21 protein-coding genes are annotated in these 15,656 nt (G+C 69.9%); 12 read left to right on the forward strand and 9 right to left on the reverse strand.

From position 1 onward, the window contains the following. The first annotated feature begins 80 nt into the window (after positions 1-80). The 5 genes from P1K31_RS10600 to P1K31_RS10620 all read left to right on the forward strand — a co-directional run bounded on the left by P1K31_RS10600 (position 81) and on the right by P1K31_RS10620 (position 2,199). On the forward strand, positions 81-482 hold the full coding sequence (locus P1K31_RS10600; RefSeq protein ID WP_276303298.1) for a hypothetical protein: 402 nt from the start codon (positions 81-83) through the stop codon (positions 480-482). Further along, a complete protein-coding gene (locus tag P1K31_RS10605) occupies positions 482-889 on the forward strand; it encodes a hypothetical protein (RefSeq protein WP_276303299.1) in 408 nt (135 codons plus the stop codon). The genes P1K31_RS10600 and P1K31_RS10605 overlap by 1 nt, the downstream gene beginning before the upstream one ends. Before the next feature lie 168 nt (positions 890-1,057). After that, positions 1,058-1,240 (forward strand): ribbon-helix-helix domain-containing protein, encoded by a 183-nt coding sequence (locus tag P1K31_RS10610; protein ID WP_276303300.1) that lies wholly within the window; start codon positions 1,058-1,060, stop codon positions 1,238-1,240. Beyond that, positions 1,227-1,952, forward strand: coding sequence for a queuosine precursor transporter (locus tag P1K31_RS10615; RefSeq protein WP_276303301.1), 726 nt, complete (start codon positions 1,227-1,229; stop codon positions 1,950-1,952). The genes P1K31_RS10610 and P1K31_RS10615 overlap by 14 nt, the downstream gene beginning before the upstream one ends. A gap of 46 nt (positions 1,953-1,998) precedes the next feature. After that, positions 1,999-2,199 (forward strand): hypothetical protein, encoded by a 201-nt coding sequence (locus P1K31_RS10620; RefSeq protein ID WP_276303302.1) that lies wholly within the window; start codon positions 1,999-2,001, stop codon positions 2,197-2,199. A gap of 64 nt (positions 2,200-2,263) precedes the next feature. Here P1K31_RS10620 and P1K31_RS10625 read toward each other — a convergent pair whose 3' ends face one another. Both P1K31_RS10625 and P1K31_RS10630 read right to left on the reverse strand, forming a co-directional pair. Continuing rightward, entirely contained in the window at positions 2,264-3,025 is a 762-nt protein-coding gene (locus P1K31_RS10625; protein ID WP_276303303.1) for a 23S rRNA (uridine(2552)-2'-O)-methyltransferase, read from the reverse strand. Positions 3,026-3,088: 63 nt separating this feature from the next. Further along, positions 3,089-3,715 (reverse strand): hypothetical protein, encoded by a 627-nt coding sequence (locus tag P1K31_RS10630; protein ID WP_276303304.1) that lies wholly within the window; start codon positions 3,713-3,715, stop codon positions 3,089-3,091. 154 nt (positions 3,716-3,869) lie between these two features. Between P1K31_RS10630 and P1K31_RS10635 the strand changes: the two genes are divergently transcribed. Both P1K31_RS10635 and P1K31_RS10640 read left to right on the forward strand, forming a co-directional pair. Beyond that, positions 3,870-4,613 (forward strand): DNA polymerase sliding clamp, encoded by a 744-nt coding sequence (locus P1K31_RS10635; protein ID WP_276303305.1) that lies wholly within the window; start codon positions 3,870-3,872, stop codon positions 4,611-4,613. A 235-nt stretch (positions 4,614-4,848) separates the two neighbouring features. Next, entirely contained in the window at positions 4,849-5,085 is a 237-nt protein-coding gene (locus P1K31_RS10640; RefSeq protein ID WP_276303306.1) for a hypothetical protein, read from the forward strand. On the opposite strand, the gene P1K31_RS10645 is transcribed toward P1K31_RS10640, so the two are convergent. Next, positions 5,082-5,675 carry a DUF7474 family protein gene (locus P1K31_RS10645; RefSeq protein WP_276303307.1) on the reverse strand — a complete coding sequence of 198 codons (594 nt, stop codon included), beginning with the start codon at positions 5,673-5,675 and terminating at the stop codon, positions 5,082-5,084. The genes P1K31_RS10640 and P1K31_RS10645 overlap by 4 nt on opposite strands. 190 nt (positions 5,676-5,865) lie before the next feature. Here P1K31_RS10645 and P1K31_RS10650 point away from each other — a divergent pair, with 190 nt between their 5' ends. Further along, positions 5,866-6,852: a DNA primase large subunit PriL gene (locus P1K31_RS10650; RefSeq protein ID WP_276303308.1), complete on the forward strand. Its 987-nt coding sequence runs from the start codon at positions 5,866-5,868 to the stop codon at positions 6,850-6,852. 160 nt (positions 6,853-7,012) lie between these two features. On the opposite strand, the gene P1K31_RS10655 is transcribed toward P1K31_RS10650, so the two are convergent. Beyond that, positions 7,013-7,216, reverse strand: a complete 204-nt coding sequence (locus tag P1K31_RS10655) for a DUF7472 family protein (protein ID WP_276303309.1) — start codon at positions 7,214-7,216, stop codon at positions 7,013-7,015. A 242-nt stretch (positions 7,217-7,458) separates the two neighbouring features. Between P1K31_RS10655 and P1K31_RS10660 the strand changes: the two genes are divergently transcribed. Then, positions 7,459-8,148 carry an SWIM zinc finger family protein gene (locus P1K31_RS10660; protein WP_276303310.1) on the forward strand — a complete coding sequence of 230 codons (690 nt, stop codon included), beginning with the start codon at positions 7,459-7,461 and terminating at the stop codon, positions 8,146-8,148. 2 nt (positions 8,149-8,150) lie between these two features. Here P1K31_RS10660 and hjc read toward each other — a convergent pair whose 3' ends face one another. Then, positions 8,151-8,633: a Holliday junction resolvase Hjc gene (gene hjc / locus P1K31_RS10665; protein WP_276303311.1), complete on the reverse strand. Its 483-nt coding sequence runs from the start codon at positions 8,631-8,633 to the stop codon at positions 8,151-8,153. A gap of 175 nt (positions 8,634-8,808) precedes the next feature. On the opposite strand from hjc, the gene P1K31_RS10670 reads away from it, so the two are divergent. Further along, complete coding sequence (locus P1K31_RS10670) at positions 8,809-9,807, forward strand: DUF7972 family membrane protein (RefSeq protein WP_276303312.1); 999 nt, start codon at positions 8,809-8,811, stop codon at positions 9,805-9,807. A 49-nt stretch (positions 9,808-9,856) separates the two neighbouring features. Here P1K31_RS10670 and P1K31_RS10675 read toward each other — a convergent pair whose 3' ends face one another. From P1K31_RS10675 to P1K31_RS10690, 4 genes are all read right to left on the reverse strand, one after another. Next, a complete protein-coding gene (locus tag P1K31_RS10675; RefSeq protein WP_276303313.1) occupies positions 9,857-11,218 on the reverse strand; it encodes an adenosylhomocysteinase in 1,362 nt (453 codons plus the stop codon). A 147-nt stretch (positions 11,219-11,365) separates the two neighbouring features. Next, entirely contained in the window at positions 11,366-12,019 is a 654-nt protein-coding gene (locus tag P1K31_RS10680; protein ID WP_276303314.1) for a hypothetical protein, read from the reverse strand. Positions 12,020-12,144: 125 nt separating this feature from the next. Further along, positions 12,145-12,918, reverse strand: coding sequence for a superoxide dismutase (locus tag P1K31_RS10685; RefSeq protein ID WP_276303315.1), 774 nt, complete (start codon positions 12,916-12,918; stop codon positions 12,145-12,147). Positions 12,919-13,005: 87 nt separating this feature from the next. Continuing rightward, complete coding sequence (locus tag P1K31_RS10690; RefSeq protein ID WP_276303316.1) at positions 13,006-14,304, reverse strand: amidohydrolase; 1,299 nt, start codon at positions 14,302-14,304, stop codon at positions 13,006-13,008. A 252-nt stretch (positions 14,305-14,556) separates the two neighbouring features. Here P1K31_RS10690 and P1K31_RS10695 point away from each other — a divergent pair, with 252 nt between their 5' ends. Then, complete coding sequence (locus P1K31_RS10695; RefSeq protein ID WP_276303317.1) at positions 14,557-14,718, forward strand: DUF1059 domain-containing protein; 162 nt, start codon at positions 14,557-14,559, stop codon at positions 14,716-14,718. Between the two features lie 91 nt (positions 14,719-14,809). After that, a complete protein-coding gene (gene hisG / locus P1K31_RS10700) occupies positions 14,810-15,655 on the forward strand; it encodes an ATP phosphoribosyltransferase (RefSeq protein ID WP_276303318.1) in 846 nt (281 codons plus the stop codon). Position 15,656 lies beyond the last annotated feature (1 nt).

The following is a 15,656-nucleotide window of genomic DNA, read 5'->3' on the forward strand; positions in this document are numbered from 1 at the left end:
GAAAATGCCGGGGCTTTTGTTCAGATATCGGTACTGTACGGAAGCACAATTATACATACTATCGGAGAGGTAGTGCTACTATGGGGTCTCAGAGGGTCTCGGTCCGGACACTCCTGGTCGTCACGCTCGTCGTCGCCGTGGGTACGGCAGCGGCAACGACTATCGTGACGCAGGCCGATCCGGATCCGGTCGCAGGGGTCGAAGGCGAACTGAGGGCCTCTGAGAACCTCACGGTTACGAACCAGGGGCTGCAGTATGTGGGCACTAACGTGACGGCCGTGAACCTCACTGTCCAGAACAGCCACACCGACTCGATTACCGGCACGGTCTACTTGGCGATCTACGACGCCAACGGGGACGCCGTGGCGACGCGGACGGTCGATAAGACGTTCGTCAGCGGTGAGGCGAGCGTTTTGATCGACCTCGCGGGCGATCCGGCCGTCGCTGACGTCGTCACCATCGAAGCGACGATCGAAGAGTGATGACGCTCGCGCACTCCAGCTGGCAGTTCCTCGCGGTCGTCGTCGCCACGGCTCTCGTCACTGCTAGCGTCGCGACCGGCGTTCCGGTCGGCACGTTCACGCTCGGGATCGACCAGACGCGGTCACACACCGAAGAGCCCGGCGGACTCGTTCCGGAAGGGTACAGCCTGGCGTTCGACGGCGACGCCGTCACCGGTGTGACCGTCCTCGTCAACAACACCGGCACCGAGTTGACCGGCGACGCGCGAGCGAAACTCGTCGCGAAGAACGGTAGCGTCCTCGTCTCCGGTACCAACAGTGCCGTCCTCGGAACCGCTGGAACACAGGAGATTCACGTCGAGTTTACCGGCACGTACGAGCTCTCCGAGTTCTCGCGGGTCCAAGTTACCGTGGCGGAGTCGCTGTGAGACGCTACCGACACCCCCGAATCGGACGAGCAATCGTGATCCTCGATCGGGAGTGCCGCTACTCGATACGAGTATTGAGCCACCGTGATATGATCTGGATATGACCGGGGTATTCGTGTAGGAGGTCAACCCGTTCTGTATATACGATCGATACACGTACTCGCCGATATGCCCAAGATAAGCGTCGAGATCCCCCAGGAGTTGCTCGACGACCTCGACGAGCACGTCGGGGACGACGGCAAGTTCGTCAACCGTAGCGACGCCGTGCGCGCGTCGATCCGCAAGACGCTCGACCTCCTCGACGACATCGACGCCCGCCACGGCCGACTCGAGGACGATGAGTCGGCGTAGCGACGCCGACGGACTCGCGGTTCCCCTCCCGGCGCTCGGTCTCGTCGCGCTGTTCGTGACCGCGCTGGTCACCGCCCAGCTGACCGCGTCGAAGGTGCTCATGTTCGCGCTCCCCGTCGCGCTCCCGGTCACGGGCGACGCGCTCGTCCTGCCGGGGGCGGCGCTGGCCTACGCGCTCACGTTCTTCGCGAGCGACTGCGTCGCCGAACTGTACGGCAAGCGCACCGCGCAGGCGGTGGTCAACGTCGGCTTCGCGATGAACTTCGTCATGCTCGCGCTGGTCTGGAGCACGATCCTCGCGCCCGCCGCGCCCGCGAGCGTTCCGCCCGGGCAGTTCGCCACCGTCCTCGGCGCGAGCACCTCCATCGTCGCGGGGAGCCTGCTCGCCTACCTCGTCAGTCAGAACTGGGACGTGCTCGTCTTCCACCGCCTGCGCGAGTGGACCGACGGCGAGGCGCTCTGGCTCCGGAACGTCGGCTCGACGGCCACGAGCCAGCTGCTCGACACGCTCATCTTCGTCGGGGTCGCCTTCTGGCTCGCCCCCGAACTCCTCGGCGGCCAGTCGCTCCCCGGCGGGGTGCTCGCGTCGCTGATCGTCGGCCAGTACCTCCTGAAGCTCCTCATCGCGCTCGTCGACACGCCGTTCGTCTACGCCGTCGTCGGGGCCGTGCGCTCTCGGAACGCCCGCGCGGAGCCGACCCTCGGCGACTGACGCCGGCAGGCCCGGCGCTTTTCCGTCCACCGCTCGTCTCGCCGTCGTGACCAGCGACGGCCTCGTCGACCTCGACCAGGAGTGCTGGACGGTCCTCGCGAAGTACAACCTGCTGCTCGCCACCGTCTTCGGCGCGACGGCGGTAGTCGCGCGCGCTACGGACGCCGGCCTGCTGCTGGTGATCGAGAACGGCCTGCTGGCGCTCGTCTTCGGCGCGCTCCAGACGTACGCCTGGCTGTCGAACTGAGCCGAGCGGTGCGGCGTCGGAGCCCCTCGCGGACGGTCGGCGATGTCGCGAGGGACCGCGGGCGTCAGTCCACGCGCTCGGCGAACGCGAACCGCGGTTTCACGTCCTCGACGCGCACCCTGACCGAGTCGCCCGCCTGGGCGTCGGGGACGAACAGCGTGAACCCTTCGACCTTGGCGATGCCGTCGCCCTCGCTGCCCACGTCCTCGATCTCCACGTCGAGTTCGTCGCCCGCGCGGACGGGGGCGGTGAGCCGCCGCTTGGCGACGAGGTAGAGCTCCGAGGATTCCTTGCGCGATGCCTCCGGGCGCACCTCGCGGACGTAGTCGAACTCCCGCTCCACGTCCCGCCTGAGGTCGCGCACGTCCGGGCCGTCGAACACCTTGGCGACGAAGTCCCCGCCTGGCGCGAGCAGTTCGCGGGCCGTCTCGAAGGCCATCCGGGCGAGGTGGACCGAGCGGGCGTGATCGAGCGAGTACTCGCCGCTCACGTTCGGGGCCATGTCCGAGAGCACGACGTCGGCCTCGCGTCCGTCGAGCGCCTCCCGGATCCGCTCTCTCGCCTCCTCGTCGGTCATGTCCCCGCGGACGGTCTCGACGCCGTCGAGCGGTCTGATCCGCTGGAGGTCCACCCCGACGACCGTGCCGTCTCCCGCGAGTTCCGCGGCGACCTGGAGCCACCCGCCGGGGGCCGCGCCGAGGTCGACCACCGTGTCGCCCGGTCCGACGAGCCCCGCCGTCTCGTTCAACTGCTTGAGCTTGTAGGCCGCGCGCGAGCGGTACCCCTGCTGCTTCGCGCGGTTGTAGTAGTCGTCCTTCCGGGGCATTTGCTCGGACTACGCGAGGCCCCGGGATACGCCCTTCGTTCGCCCCGCGATCCCGGACCTTTCTCACTCGTCGCCCGCTCGCCGCGCAAGCGCGTAGCCGACGGCCGCGATACCGCCGAGCGCGCCGACGGGACCGAACCCGGGGCCGGAGGCACCGGACGTTCCGCCGCTCGCCCCCGCCTCGGGACTTCCGGCGAACCCGCGCCTGTTCGCCTCCGCGCGCACCTCCGTCACCTCGACGCCGAGATAACCGTTCGGACACGGTTCCTGGTTGTTGATGACGAACAGGTACCCCGGCGTGAGGTCGACCTCCCGGGGGAAGTACATCGACGACGCGTAGGTCCGGTCGGCGTCACCCTGACGGTTGATCAGCGTCACCTCGAACACGTCCGTGTTCCCGGGGTCCCACCCCGTCACGTCGCACTGCTGGATGCCGTCGACCTGGACGTCCTCGAGTTCCGAGGTCAGGTGGACGAACACGCCCCTGTAGTCCGTGTTCTCCCCGATCGGTCGTTCCGGAAGGATCGCCGGCGTGGTGATGTTGTCGTCGACGCCCCCGTCGTACCCGGATCCGTTCGTCCCGTCGCCGCTGCCGTTCTCCTGTGCGCCCGCGGGAGCCGCGCTCAGCGCGGTCGCACCGACACCCGCGAGCAGCGCTCGCCGCGAGAGAAACGTTCCGTCGTCCGTCACGTTTTGCGCTACGCGAGACACGCGTTTCATTCTTGTCCTGGCAAAGGCAACCGAATCTGCGGCGGCGCTCGGCGCGGGGGGCGACGGAGGCCTGGTGATATCGCGCGCGCGTGAACCGTTCATGTTTTTATCCCGTCGCGGGTAAGTCGCGTTCATGTTCAAGGCTATCGTGAGCTCGGGGACACTCCGGGCCGCGCTCGACTCGGTGAGCGTGCTGGTGGACGAGTGTAAGATCCGACTGGACGAAGACGAGCTCACGATCCGGGCCGTCGATCCCGCCAACGTGGGGATGGTCGACCTCTCGCTGTCCGCGGCCGCCTTCGAGTCCTACGAGACCGACGGCGGCGTCATCGGCGTGAACCTCTCGCGGCTGGAGGACATCGCCAAGATGGCGGGCGCGGACCAGCTCGTCCAGTTCGAACTCGACGAGGAGACCCGCAAGCTCCACATCCGGATCGACGGACTGGAGTACACCCTCGCGCTCATCGATCCGGACTCCATCCGCCAGGAGCCGGACCTCCCCGACCTCGACCTCCCCGCGACCGTCGTCGTCGAGGGGCGCGACGTCGACCGCGCGGTGAAGGCCGCGGACATGGTGAGCGATCACATCGCCCTCGGCGTCGACGCGGGCGAGGAGTACTTCTACGTCGACGCGCAGGGAGACACCGACGACGTCCACTTCGAACTCGACCGCGAGGACCTCATCGACCTCACCGCCGGCGACGCCCGCTCGCTGTTCAGCCTCGACTACCTGAAGGAGATGAACAAGGCGCTCCCGGCCGACGGCGAGGTGACCATCGAACTCGGCGAGGAGTTCCCGGTGAAGATCCACTTCGACATCGCCGAGGGCCAGGGGCACGTCACGTACATGCTCGCGCCGCGCATCCAGAGCGACTGACCGCCGCCTCGACGCTCCGACCCGACCCGACCCGGCCCCCTCCGAGTTCTCCCCGGGCGGCGTCCTCACGATCGCCGCCGTCGCCCGTCTCCCCCACCCCTCCAGAGACGGTGCGAGGGGCTACCACCGACTGCGGCCTCGGACCGCCCAAAACCGTACGCCGCGCGTCGGACGCGTGTGCCGCCCGTCAGACGATCGCCGATTCGCTTAAGGGGCGGCTGGCGGAGACTCGATCATGGCCTCTCCACACCTCCAGTTTCTCGGCGGCACGTTCGGGATCGGGCTCGGCGTCTCGCTACTGGTCGTGGGCGTCCTCCTCGTGGTCGGTTGCGTGACTAGCCTCGCCGCTGTCCCCACGTGCAGCGCCCTCGAACACCCCGTCACGCGCGCCGTGCTCTACGTCGTCGTCGGTCTCGGCTCCACCGTCGTCGGCGGCCGCGAGACGCTCCGGGCGTGGCGACCGCCGCGCTAGCCGAGGCTCCGCTCGATGACGGCCGCGGCCTCGCGCGCGGACTGCCGCCAGCCGTACGCCTGTGCGTAGACGTGGCGCTTCGAGTCGACGATCTCCTCGGGCGAGGACTCCTCGAACCCGCCGCGCGCCCACGTCCCGCTCTCTCTCAGCCACTCGACGACGCGCTCGCGCGTCTCCGCCCACGAGAAACCGACGCTCCGGTAGTAGGCCACGAGCGAGAAGATAGCGTGGTCGTGACAGCCGGGAACGCTCCCGTGCTCGTAGATCGTCCGCAGCGACTCCTCGGTGGGCACCGCGACCTCCTCCCTGTACTCGGCGGGCGAGAGCAGTTCGAGCGCCCCGCCCGGCGTCTCGCGGACGCGCTGGTCGTGTCGCAGGCGGCTCAGCGCGGCGGAGTGGAGGCGATCCCACGGCCCGTCGACCGCCTCGCGGAGGCGTCCCTCCGTCGTGGCGCCCCCCGCGAGGACGCCGAGGATGCTCGCGTAGGCCCGCTCGACGTCCTCCCATGGCGTCCCGTCGAACCGGCAGTCCGGGTCGTGCAGGCTGTTCGTGGAGCGACAGTCGGGACAGGGGTAGCGGAACCGCGGCACTGGCCCTACGTTGGCGCGCGCGCTAATAGACCGTTCGAATCGCCCGACGGTCTCGCCGCGCGTTCGAGCGTTCCCGGCGAACCGCCCGACGGCCGTCGTCCGATCCCGCCTCGCGGCGAACCGGCGGGACGTCGGCGGGGGCCGTGGTCGGTTCAGAGCGCTTAACCGATCTCGGACGGACGGGGGAGGTATGGACGCGTTTCACGCCCGATACCCGTTTCTCGGTGCCGCCCGCGAGGCGGTCGGAGCCGCGGGCGTGGACCTCGCCGCGCTCGTCCGCGAGGAGCCGGCCGTCGTGGAGCGCGGACGCGAGCGGGTCGAGCGGGCGCTCGTCGCCGGAACCGTCGAGACCGACCGCCGGGTCACCCCCCGCGTCGAGGTGCTCTCGTACCCCATCGCGCGGGTGGTCGTCTCCCTGCTCGACGTGCCGGGCGCGGTCGAGAAGTACGCCGCCGCCGAGGCGTCGACCGCGTACGAGCGGTTCACCGCCGAGTTCGAGGGGCGGGCGGGCGTCGGCGGGTCCGACCTCTCGCTCGCCGACTTCCTCGACGAGTTCGACCTCGCGGGCGACGTGCGGGAGGCGTCGGACGGCTACCGGGTCGCCGTCGACGCGTACCTCCGTCTGGCCCCGTCCGGGCCGCAGTGGGCGCTCGTCCGGCGCTCGCTCGCCGACGGCACCGTCACCGTGACCCGCGCTGAGCTCTACGAACTCCTACGCGAGGCCTGCGAGGAGCGCGTCGCCGACGGCCTCCCGTTCGAGGTGCCGGACGGGATCGCCGAGCCGCTCGCGTCGACCGTCCGCGACGTGACCCGGTCGCTGTCGAGCAGGCGCTACCCGCGGTCGTTCGACGCCGCCCCCACACCCGACGCCTTCCCCCCCTGCGTCGAGCACCTGCTGACCGAGGCGCGGGCGGGCGAGGACCTCACCGCACACTCGCAGTTCGCGCTGGTCACCTTCCTCGCGCGCGTCGGAATGGACGAGGAGGAGATCCTCGCGGCCGCCGGGCGGGAGGAGGAGTCGTTCGCCTACGCCGTCGAGCGCCTGGCGGGCGAGGGGGGACCGTTCGACCCGCCCAGCTGCGCGACGATGCAGGCGCTCGGCGACTGCGTGAACCCCGACGCGCTCTGTGAGTCCATCGCCCACCCGCTCGAGTACTACGCGGAGCGGCTGGAGTGACGGCGGACGGCGCGCCGACGTCTCGGAGCGACTCGAGCCGACACCCCGGCGGGCCGACGATCGGGGACGATCAGCGGCGGTCGGCGGCGGTCGGGGACGATCAGCGGCGGTCGGCGGCGGTCGGGGACGATCAGCGGCGGTCGGCGGCGGTCGGGGACGATCAGCGGCGCGAGAGCGCGTACCCGAGCAGCGACATGACGATCACGAAGCCCGCGATGCTACCGACGAGCGCGAACGCTCCCTCGTTCGAGAGGCCGGTGGAGCCGTTGTAGGTCACACCGATGCCGACGATGACGGCGATGAACAGCCCGACGGCGGCGACGGAGACGACGATTTCCACGAGCGCCTCCCGTTCGAGAGCCATGCGGCGCGGTTTCCACGGACGGAGCAAAAACGCTTCGAAGCCGACCGGTTGCGACCGTCTCGTCCGTCCGGGCGAGCCACTAATGCACCTCGGGAACCTACGTTTCCCGTGGAGCGATTCTATCGCTCTTCGGATACGAAACCATGACGCAAGCCGAAACAATACCAGCGTCACCGCGAGTCGCACTTGCCCCCGACACCCGTCGGCTCGATCCGAGAGCCGCCCGAGCCTGGACCGAGAAGATGGCCGTTAGCGCCCGCGGCGGCGGCGTATACGACGTCCACAGTCAGAGCGGAAACACCTACACCGTCGACCTGCTGGACGGCATCTGCTCCTGTCCGGACAACCAGTTCCGCGGCGAACGGTGTAAGCACGTCCGCCGAGTTGCACTCGAAATAACGGGGGGTCGGGTCCCCGCCCCGGGGTACCTCGACGTCGAGTGTCGCGCCTGCGGGCGCGACGCCTTCGTCCGCGAGGACGCCCCCACGATCTGCGAGGACTGCTATCTGCTCCCGGGGACGACGGTCCGCGACCGCGAGACGGGCGCGTTCGTCGTGGTCGCGGAGACGACCGACGACCGGGCCGACGAGACGGTCGTCCCGCCCCGCCAGGAGACCCTCTCCGCCTTCGACGACCGGGAATCGACCGTCGAGACCGACGCGCCACGGACGCCCGAGCGCGACGACGGGCGCGACGCGTCCGTCCCTGCCGACGTCGGGGTCGGGACGACCGTCGCGGACTACCCCGGCAACGAACGCTACCCGGGCGACGACCCCGTCGTCCGGGTCGTCTACCCGTTCTCCGCCGACCCGGAGACGCCCTTCGAGGACCTCCGGCGGTACTCGTTCCCGCTGTCGCGGTTAGAGCGGGTGGCACCCCGCGAGCGCGAGGAGACGGAGACGCCCGCCCTCGGTAGCGCCCGGCGCGCCTGACGCTACTCGAGCATCGCCGCGGCGTCGTCGAGCGTTATCTCGCCCGTCTCGAACGCCCGCAGAACGGCGCGGACGTCCGGACCCGGGTCGTCCTCGACGTCGGTCAGGTCGTCGAGCGTCTCGCCCTCGTGGAGCGCGACCTCCTTCTTGACGCGGTAGTTACCGCCGTCCGTCCGGTGGAGGGCCGCCGGGTGGAAGAACGCCCAGTCGGTCCGGTCGAACCGGACGCCGATCTTCGGCTTCGCGCCGAAGTTGCGGGCGAAGTAGACGAGCGCCTCGACCTCCTCGCCGGTGAGGTAGATGGGTTGCCCGGCCGACGCCTTGGCCTCGATGGCGTAGAACACGTCGCCGTCGCCCGCGAGCACGTCCGGCAGTTCGCGCGCCGTGGCGCTCCCGCTCGCGGGCGCGCGCATGACGGCGAAGCCGCGCTCGTCGAACAGCTTGACGAGCTCGCGCTCGCGCCTGTCCCCTTTCGCGTTCGACATTCAGCCTCACTCGCGCCGCGTCGCGGATAAACCAGTCGACTTCCGGCGAAGACGCGGCCACTCGAACGCGATATCGACGCGATCGTGACGGGATCCGTCACCTCTCTCTCTCCGTCCCGGCCGAGATGCAAGCCTACGACTGAAGTCGGGTCTGACCGACCGTGACAGTACCCGAATGACCGCCCTCGCCATCGACCCGCACCGACTGGGGGCCGCGCTCGCCGACGCGAGGAGGCGGTGGATCGAGTGGACCCTGCTCGAGGGGGACCGGGCCGTCGTCGCCGCCGGCGTGTTGGCGTTCGTGTTAGCCGCCGTCGGCGCGATCGAACTCCTCGACGTGGCGACGCTGAGCGACAGACAGCCGCTCTACTACCTGTTCAGCGCCCTGCTCGGGGGGAACCTGACGCTCATCACGGTGGTCATCTCGATCAATCAGCTGCTCCTCTCGCGGGAGCTCAAGTCGCCCGGGGAGTTACGGACGGAGATCGACGACGTGATCGAGTACCGCCGCGACGTGGAACGGACGGCCGAGCGCGACGTCGCCCCGGTCAAGCCGTCCGAGTTCCTCGACTTCCTGCTCCAGAACGCGCGCAGACAGGCGCAGGTACTCGGCGGCCTGTCCGTCGGAGTGGGTGCCGAGCGCGCGTGGTGGGAGATCAGCGACCTCGTGACGACCATCACCGACCGCACCGACGAGATCGACCGCCAACTGAACGGGGCGGACGACGGCATCTTCGGCGCGCTGTCGACCACGTTGCGGACGAACTACGCCGAGCAGATGCACCGGGCCCGTCGCATCAGGGCCGCGTACGGCGACGCGCTCCCCGAGGAGACGCTCGAGGCGCTCGACGACACCGTAGAGCGCCTGCAGGAGCTCGACATCGCGCGCCAGTACTTCAAGAACCTCTACCTGCAGGACGAGCTCTCCCGGCTCTCGCGCATCCTGCTCTACGCGGGGATCCCCGCCGAGGTCGTCGCCGTTGGCGTGCTCCTCGCGTTCACCACGCCGCCGGACGCGACGACGACCGCGTCCCTCGACGTCGTCCTCCCGCTCGCCGTCACGATCGGGTTCGCGCCGCTCGCCATCCTCGTCTCGTTCATCCTCCGCACGGCGACCGTCACCCAGCGCACCGTCGCCACAGTTCCGTTCACCACGCCGGAGCAGGAGGTCTGACCGCGAGCGTGACCGTGACGGAGCGCGGTCGAGGGCGCCGTCGAAACCCTCAGGTGCCGTGTCGCCAGTCGTCCATGTAGTCGGCCTGCTCGTCGGTGAGGGCGTCGATGTCGATCCCCTCGGCGGCGAGCTTCACCGTGGCGACCTCGCGGTCGAGGGCGTCGGGCACCTCGTGGAGCCCCGGCCCGTAGGTGTCCTCGCCGACGGCCTCCAGTCGGTCGGAGCGGCCGAGCCGTTCGCGGAGGCGCTCGGCGAGGCGGTCGCGGAGGCCGCCGGAGTGGGCGGCGACGAGTTCGCGCACGCAGACCGCCTGCACGCCGAAGGACTGGTCCATCACCTCGACGGGGTGGCCGAGCGCGAGCGGCCCGGCGAGGTTGACGAGGCGACCCGCCGCGAGCACGTTGAGCCGGCGGCCGTCGTCCGTCTCGTACTCCATCACGCCGTCGCGGACCTCGCGCACGTTCGCGGCGAGATCCGAGAGCTCGTCGAGGTTCACCTCGACGTCGAAGTGACCGGCGTTGGCGAGCAGGGCGCCGTCCTTCATCGCCTCGAAGTGCTCGCGGGTGATCACGTCGCGGTTGCCCGTCACGGTGACGAACACGTCGCCCTTCGCCGCCGCCTCGCGCATCGGCATGACCTCGTAGCCCTCCATGTGCGCCTCGAGCGCGCGGCGCGGTTCGACCTCGGTGACGATCACGCGGGCGTTCTGCCCGGCGGCCTTCTTCGCGACGCCGCGGCCGCAGTCGCCGTAGCCCGCGACGACGACCGTCTTCCCCGCGAACGAGAGGTTGGTCGTCAGAGCGATGTTCGCGAGCGCGGACTCGCCGGTCCCGTGGACGTTGTCGAACAGGCGCTTCATCGGCGTGTCGTTGACGGCGAAGACGGGGTACCGGAGCGCCCCGTCCTCGTCCATCGCGCGCAGGCGGTGGACGCCCGTCGTCGTCTCCTCGCAGCCCCCGATGATGCCGTCGACGAGGTCGGGGTGCTCCTCGTGGATGCGGAAGACGAGGTCGCCGCCGTCGTCGACGGTGATCGTCGGCCGGAGGTCGATGACCGCCTCGATGGCGTCGTAGTACTCCTCGCCCTCGACGCCGCGCCTGGCGTAGGAGGTGATGTTCTCGTTCGCGTCGAGCGCCGCGCTCACGTCGTCGTGCGTCGAGAGCGGGTTGCAGCCCGCGATGGCGATCTCGGCCCCGCCCGCGGCGAGCGTCTCCGTCAGCGCCGCGGTCTTCGCCTCGACGTGCATCGCCATCGCGATGCGCTGGCCCTCGAACGGACGCAACTCCTCGAACTCCTCGCGGAGCGCCGCGAGGATGGGCATGTGCCCGCTCGCCCAGTCGATCTTGCGTCGGCCCTCCTCGCGCGCCCCCTCCGGGTCGTCGAGTTGCTCGCTGATAGGCGGATACGACATATTTGAACAAGTGAGGGACTCGGGCAAAACGCTACCGGGTCGCGGCTCCGTCGGGCGCGCGACGTCGACGCGAAGAAGCGACCGCCGCAGGGGACGGGGCCGCGTGCGGCGCGACCCGACGACTGATCGGATCGCGTCGGGGTCGAATCAGTCGTCGCGGGGGTGGTCCCGATGTCGATCCGACTCCCCGCGCTCGGCCGTCTCACCCTCGTCGTCCTCGCCGCTCCCGTCTCTCTCATCCGCCCCGTCCTCGTCGCTCCACGGGGCGTGGCCGTTACCGCGGTCGCGGTCGTCGTCCGACGGGCCGGGAGCCGCGCGGTCGCTCGCGGGGTTGTTCCCGGTGGCGAACTCGGAGACGATCGAACCGAGCGTCTCGTCGCCCTCGCCGTCCGCGAGCAGCTGCTGGACGAGCAGCGCGACGCGCTGACCGAAGTAGGCAGGCGCGTCCCGATCGGCCAGCAGTTCGACCCGCTCGGTCGTCGAGGCGTTCCCGACGGTCGCGGTCACCGCGACCGTGACGTTCTCCGCCGGCGTCGGGAGCGACACCGTCCCGTTACCGTCCGTCACGTAGTTCCCCGCGCCCGCGTAGGTGGAGTTGTTCGAGGTCGCGACCGCGACGCTCGCGTTCTCGACCGCGCTGCCGCTCTGGGTCACCGCGACCGTCACCCCGTCGGTCTGGGAGACGGTCAGGTCGATACGCTCGGCGCTCGACGCACCCGCCGCGAGGGCGCTCGGCGCGAGCGCCAGCAGCAGGGCGGTCGCCGCCACGGCGAACAGCTGTGAGTTTCGCTTCGGACTCATTCCGTCCGCGTCGATGAATGTCACCACGTTAAACTAGTGTGGCCGTTCGACGTGGTTCACTTCGTTCATTAGAACGTGATAGTTCCCGAGTCGTACTAATATAGTTTATCGCGGTCGCTCGTCGTTCAGTTCGACTCGGCGGGTCGGCGCGCCGAGGCGGCGGCGCGGTAGACGGCGTCGACCGCCGACCAGTCGACGACGTTCCAGAAGGCGTCTACGTAGGCCGTGCGGTCGTTCTCGTACTGGAGGTAGTAGGCGTGCTCCCAGACGTCGAGGACGAGCAGCGGCGTCGCCCCCTGCACGGCGAGGTCGTTGTGCGCCTCGGCCTGCGTGACGAGCAACCGACCCGCGAGGTGATCGTAGACGAGCAGCCCCCAGCCCGATCCCTCGACGCCCGTCGCCGCCGCGGCGAACTCGCGCTTGAAACCCTCCACGGAACCGAAATCGCGTCGGAGCGCGGACGCGAGGTCGCCGCCGGGGTCGCCGCCGCCGTCGGGCGACATGATCCGCCAGAACACCGAGTGGAGGAGGTGTCCCGAGAGGTTGAACGAGAGGTCGCGCTTTACGGCCTTGATGCGGTCGAACTCGCCGGACTCGCGCATCGCCGCGAGTTCATCGAGCGCCGCGTTCGCCCCCTCGACGTACCCCTTGTGGTGTTCGTCGTGATGGAGGCGCATGATGCGCGCGTCGATGTGCGGTTCCAGGGCGTCGTAGTCGTACGGCAGCGGGGGGAGGGAGTAGGGTTCCGCGGTCCGCTCGGTACCCTCGTCCCCTCCCCGGCCGTCGCCTTCGGCCGCGGCGAGTCCCGGCAGTCCGAGTGCCGCGGCCGTCAGCCCGAGGCCCCGCAGCACCGTCCGGCGCGTCGATCCGTCGCGTCGTGACTCGGTAGCGTCGGTCATAGATCGGTCAAATTACGAGTACGAGCTGGTCGGTCAAAACCGTGTTGGCCGTCGGTTCGCGCGAGGGACGACCCGTTAGGACGAGCGTCAGGCGGTCTCGGCGCGTTCGACGAGCGCCGCGGCGCGCTCCTCGGCCTCGGCCCTGACCGACGGGGCGTCGAGCGCGAGCACCTCGCGGTCGCGCATGAGCACCCGCCCGTCGCAGACGGTGTGTCGCACGTCGCTCCCGGTCGCGGCGTACGCCAGGTGGCTGACCGGGTCGTGGACGGGCGTGAGGTGAGCGGCGTCGAGGCCGACGACGATGCAGTCGGCGGCCGCGCCGGGCTCTATGCGGCCGCCGGGGAGGCCGATCGCGTCCGCGCTCCCCGCGGTGGCCATCCGCACGGCGTCGCCCGCGGCGACCGCGCTCGCGTCGCCCGCGGCGAGCTTGCCGACCATCGCGGCGTCGCGAAGCTCCCCGAAGAGGTCGAGGTCGTTGTTCGAGGCCGCGCCGTCGGTCCCGAGGCCGACGCGCACGCCCGCGTCGAGCAGGCGCTGAACGGGGGCCATGCCGCTCGCGAGTTTCATGTTGGACGCCGGGCAGTGGACCGCGCTCGCGCCCGTCTCGGCGAGCAGGTCGATCTCCGTCGCGTCGAGGTGGACGCAGTGGGCGAGGAAGTCCCCGGGTTCGAGCAGGCCGACCTCGCGGGCGTACTCAAGGGGACGGACGCCGCGCTCCTCGACGACGGGGTCGACCTCGTGGCGCGTCTCGTTGGCGTGGACGTGGACGGGCACGCCCAGTTCGCGGGCGCGCGCGACGCCCTCGCGGAGGTACTCCTCGCCGACGGTGGTGAGGCTGTGGGGCGTGAACGCCGTCTCGACGCGGTCGCTCACCCCGCGCACCTCGTCGGCCACCGTCAGACTCTCCTCCACGTCCGCCCACGCCGCCTCCTCGTCCTTGCCGACCGTGACGACGCCGTGGCCGAGGCGGGCGCGCAGTCCCGACTCCACCACCACGTCCGCGACTCGCGGCTCGGAGAAGTACATGTCCGCGAACGCCGTCGTCCCGGAGCGGATCATCTCCAGCGCGGCAAGGCGCGTCCCGGCGGCGATGTCGTCGGGCGTGAGTTCGGCCTCCGCGGGCCAGACGTCCTCGCGGAGCCACGACTCGAGCGGCTTGTCGTCGGCGTAGCCGCGCAGGAGCGTCATGGCCGCGTGCGTGTGGGCGTTGACGAGTCCGGGCGCGACGAGGGCGTCGCTCGCGTCGAGCCGCTCGTCGGCGCTTCTCCCGATCTCGGGTCGGACGTCGAGGATCTCGCCCGCCTCCCGATCGACGAGCACGTCCGCCCGCTCGACGCGCATGTCGGGCCGGAGGACGAGACCGTCGGTGATGCCGAGTGTACTCATACCGGCGTTACCCCCGGGAGGGGCGTTATACTATCGACTGTCCGCCCGTACCGAACGCTCGTCGCTCCGGTACCGAGCGTCGGAGAACGGGGATGGTCAATAGTGTCGTCCCCCGGGACGGCGGTGACCGGAAGCGAACACGATCCTCGGAACTGATGTTAACTCGATAAACGTTTTTGATAATTTATATCAATGCGCTGTGTATGCAGGCTGATCGCTTTCTTCGCCCCGCGTGAAACGTGGAGGCGCACCATGGCGTACCAATTCGACTGCATCGTGGACGGCTGCGACTTCAGGGCGGAGGGGGACAGCGAGGAAGAGGTCATGAACGAGGTACAGGAGCACGCGCGGAACGAGCACCCGGACATGGACGTCGACGAGCAGCAGATCCGGGACAACATACAGCAGGTCTGAGCGCGTCCCGGAAGGGCGGTATCGAGCGTCGGCCACCGCACCATCGCGCGCCGAGGGAAAGACAGTTCCCCCGTCGCCGCGAGACGCGGGTATGCGAATCGCCGTGCCCAACAAGGGCCGCCTGCACGAGCCGACCATCGACCTCCTCGAACGGGCCGGCCTGCACCTCATCGACGGCGCGGACCGGAAGCTGTACGCGGAGACGGTCGACCCGGACGTAACCGTCCTGTTCGCCCGCGCCGCCGACATCCCCGAGTACGTCGCCGACGGGGCCGCGGACGTCGGCGTCACCGGTCTCGACATGCAGCGCGAGTCGGGCACCGACCTCGTCGACCTGCTCGACCTGGGGTTCGGGCGGTGCCGGCTCGTCCTCGCCGCCCCCGAGGACGACGCGGTCGAGTCGGTCGCGGACCTCGATGGCGGGACGGTCGCCACCGAGTTCCCGCGCATCACCCGCCGGTTCTTCGAGGAGCGGGGCGTCTCGGTGGACGTGGCGGAGGTGTCGGGGGCGACGGAACTCACCCCGCACGTCGACATCGCCGACGCCATCGTGGACATCACGAGCACCGGAACCACCCTCCGCATGAACCGCCTCGGGATCGTGGCGGAGGTGATGGAGAGCTCCGTCCGGCTGTTCGCCCGCTCCGACGCCGTCGGCGACGAGAAGGTGGAGCAGGTTCGGACGGCCCTCCAGTCCGTCCTCGCCGCGAGCGGCAAGCGCTACCTGATGATGAACGTCCCCGAGGACCGGCTGGGGGCGGTCGAGGAGGTCATCCCCGGCCTCGGCGGGCCGACCGTGATGGACATCGCGGGCGAGGGGATGCTCGCCGTCCACGTCGTCGTCGACGAGCGCGACGTCTTCGAGACCATCGCGAAGCTCCGCGAGCAGGGGGCGAGCGGCATCCTCGTCACCGAGATCGAACGGCTCGTGGAGTGAG

Source organism: Halomarina halobia (assembly GCF_029338575.1).
In the GTDB taxonomy this organism is placed as follows: domain Archaea; phylum Halobacteriota; class Halobacteria; order Halobacteriales; family Haloarculaceae; genus Halomarina; species Halomarina halobia.

Excerpts from the sequence above, each read along its gene's own strand:
- P1K31_RS10615 (WP_276303301.1), top strand. The coding sequence starts at position 1,227 with ATGAGTCGGCGTAGCGACGCCGACGGACTCGCGGTTCCCCTCCCGGCG.
- hisG (WP_276303318.1), top strand. The coding sequence starts at position 14,810 with ATGCGAATCGCCGTGCCCAACAAGGGCCGCCTGCACGAGCCGACCATC.
- P1K31_RS10635 (WP_276303305.1), top strand. The coding sequence starts at position 3,870 with ATGTTCAAGGCTATCGTGAGCTCGGGGACACTCCGGGCCGCGCTCGAC.
- P1K31_RS10605 (WP_276303299.1), top strand. The coding sequence starts at position 482 with ATGACGCTCGCGCACTCCAGCTGGCAGTTCCTCGCGGTCGTCGTCGCC.
- P1K31_RS10625 (WP_276303303.1), bottom strand. The coding sequence starts at position 3,025 with ATGCCCCGGAAGGACGACTACTACAACCGCGCGAAGCAGCAGGGGTAC.
- P1K31_RS10695 (WP_276303317.1), top strand. The coding sequence starts at position 14,557 with ATGGCGTACCAATTCGACTGCATCGTGGACGGCTGCGACTTCAGGGCG.
- hjc (WP_276303311.1), bottom strand. The coding sequence starts at position 8,633 with ATGTCGAACGCGAAAGGGGACAGGCGCGAGCGCGAGCTCGTCAAGCTG.
- P1K31_RS10655 (WP_276303309.1), bottom strand. The coding sequence starts at position 7,216 with ATGGCTCTCGAACGGGAGGCGCTCGTGGAAATCGTCGTCTCCGTCGCC.
- P1K31_RS10640 (WP_276303306.1), top strand. The coding sequence starts at position 4,849 with ATGGCCTCTCCACACCTCCAGTTTCTCGGCGGCACGTTCGGGATCGGG.
- P1K31_RS10685 (WP_276303315.1), bottom strand. The coding sequence starts at position 12,918 with ATGACCGACGCTACCGAGTCACGACGCGACGGATCGACGCGCCGGACG.
- P1K31_RS10650 (WP_276303308.1), top strand. The coding sequence starts at position 5,866 with ATGGACGCGTTTCACGCCCGATACCCGTTTCTCGGTGCCGCCCGCGAG.
- P1K31_RS10610 (WP_276303300.1), top strand. The coding sequence starts at position 1,058 with ATGCCCAAGATAAGCGTCGAGATCCCCCAGGAGTTGCTCGACGACCTC.
- P1K31_RS10690 (WP_276303316.1), bottom strand. The coding sequence starts at position 14,304 with ATGAGTACACTCGGCATCACCGACGGTCTCGTCCTCCGGCCCGACATG.
- P1K31_RS10670 (WP_276303312.1), top strand. The coding sequence starts at position 8,809 with ATGACCGCCCTCGCCATCGACCCGCACCGACTGGGGGCCGCGCTCGCC.
- P1K31_RS10600 (WP_276303298.1), top strand. The coding sequence starts at position 81 with ATGGGGTCTCAGAGGGTCTCGGTCCGGACACTCCTGGTCGTCACGCTC.
- P1K31_RS10660 (WP_276303310.1), top strand. The coding sequence starts at position 7,459 with ATGGCCGTTAGCGCCCGCGGCGGCGGCGTATACGACGTCCACAGTCAG.
- P1K31_RS10675 (WP_276303313.1), bottom strand. The coding sequence starts at position 11,218 with ATGTCGTATCCGCCTATCAGCGAGCAACTCGACGACCCGGAGGGGGCG.
- P1K31_RS10680 (WP_276303314.1), bottom strand. The coding sequence starts at position 12,019 with ATGAGTCCGAAGCGAAACTCACAGCTGTTCGCCGTGGCGGCGACCGCC.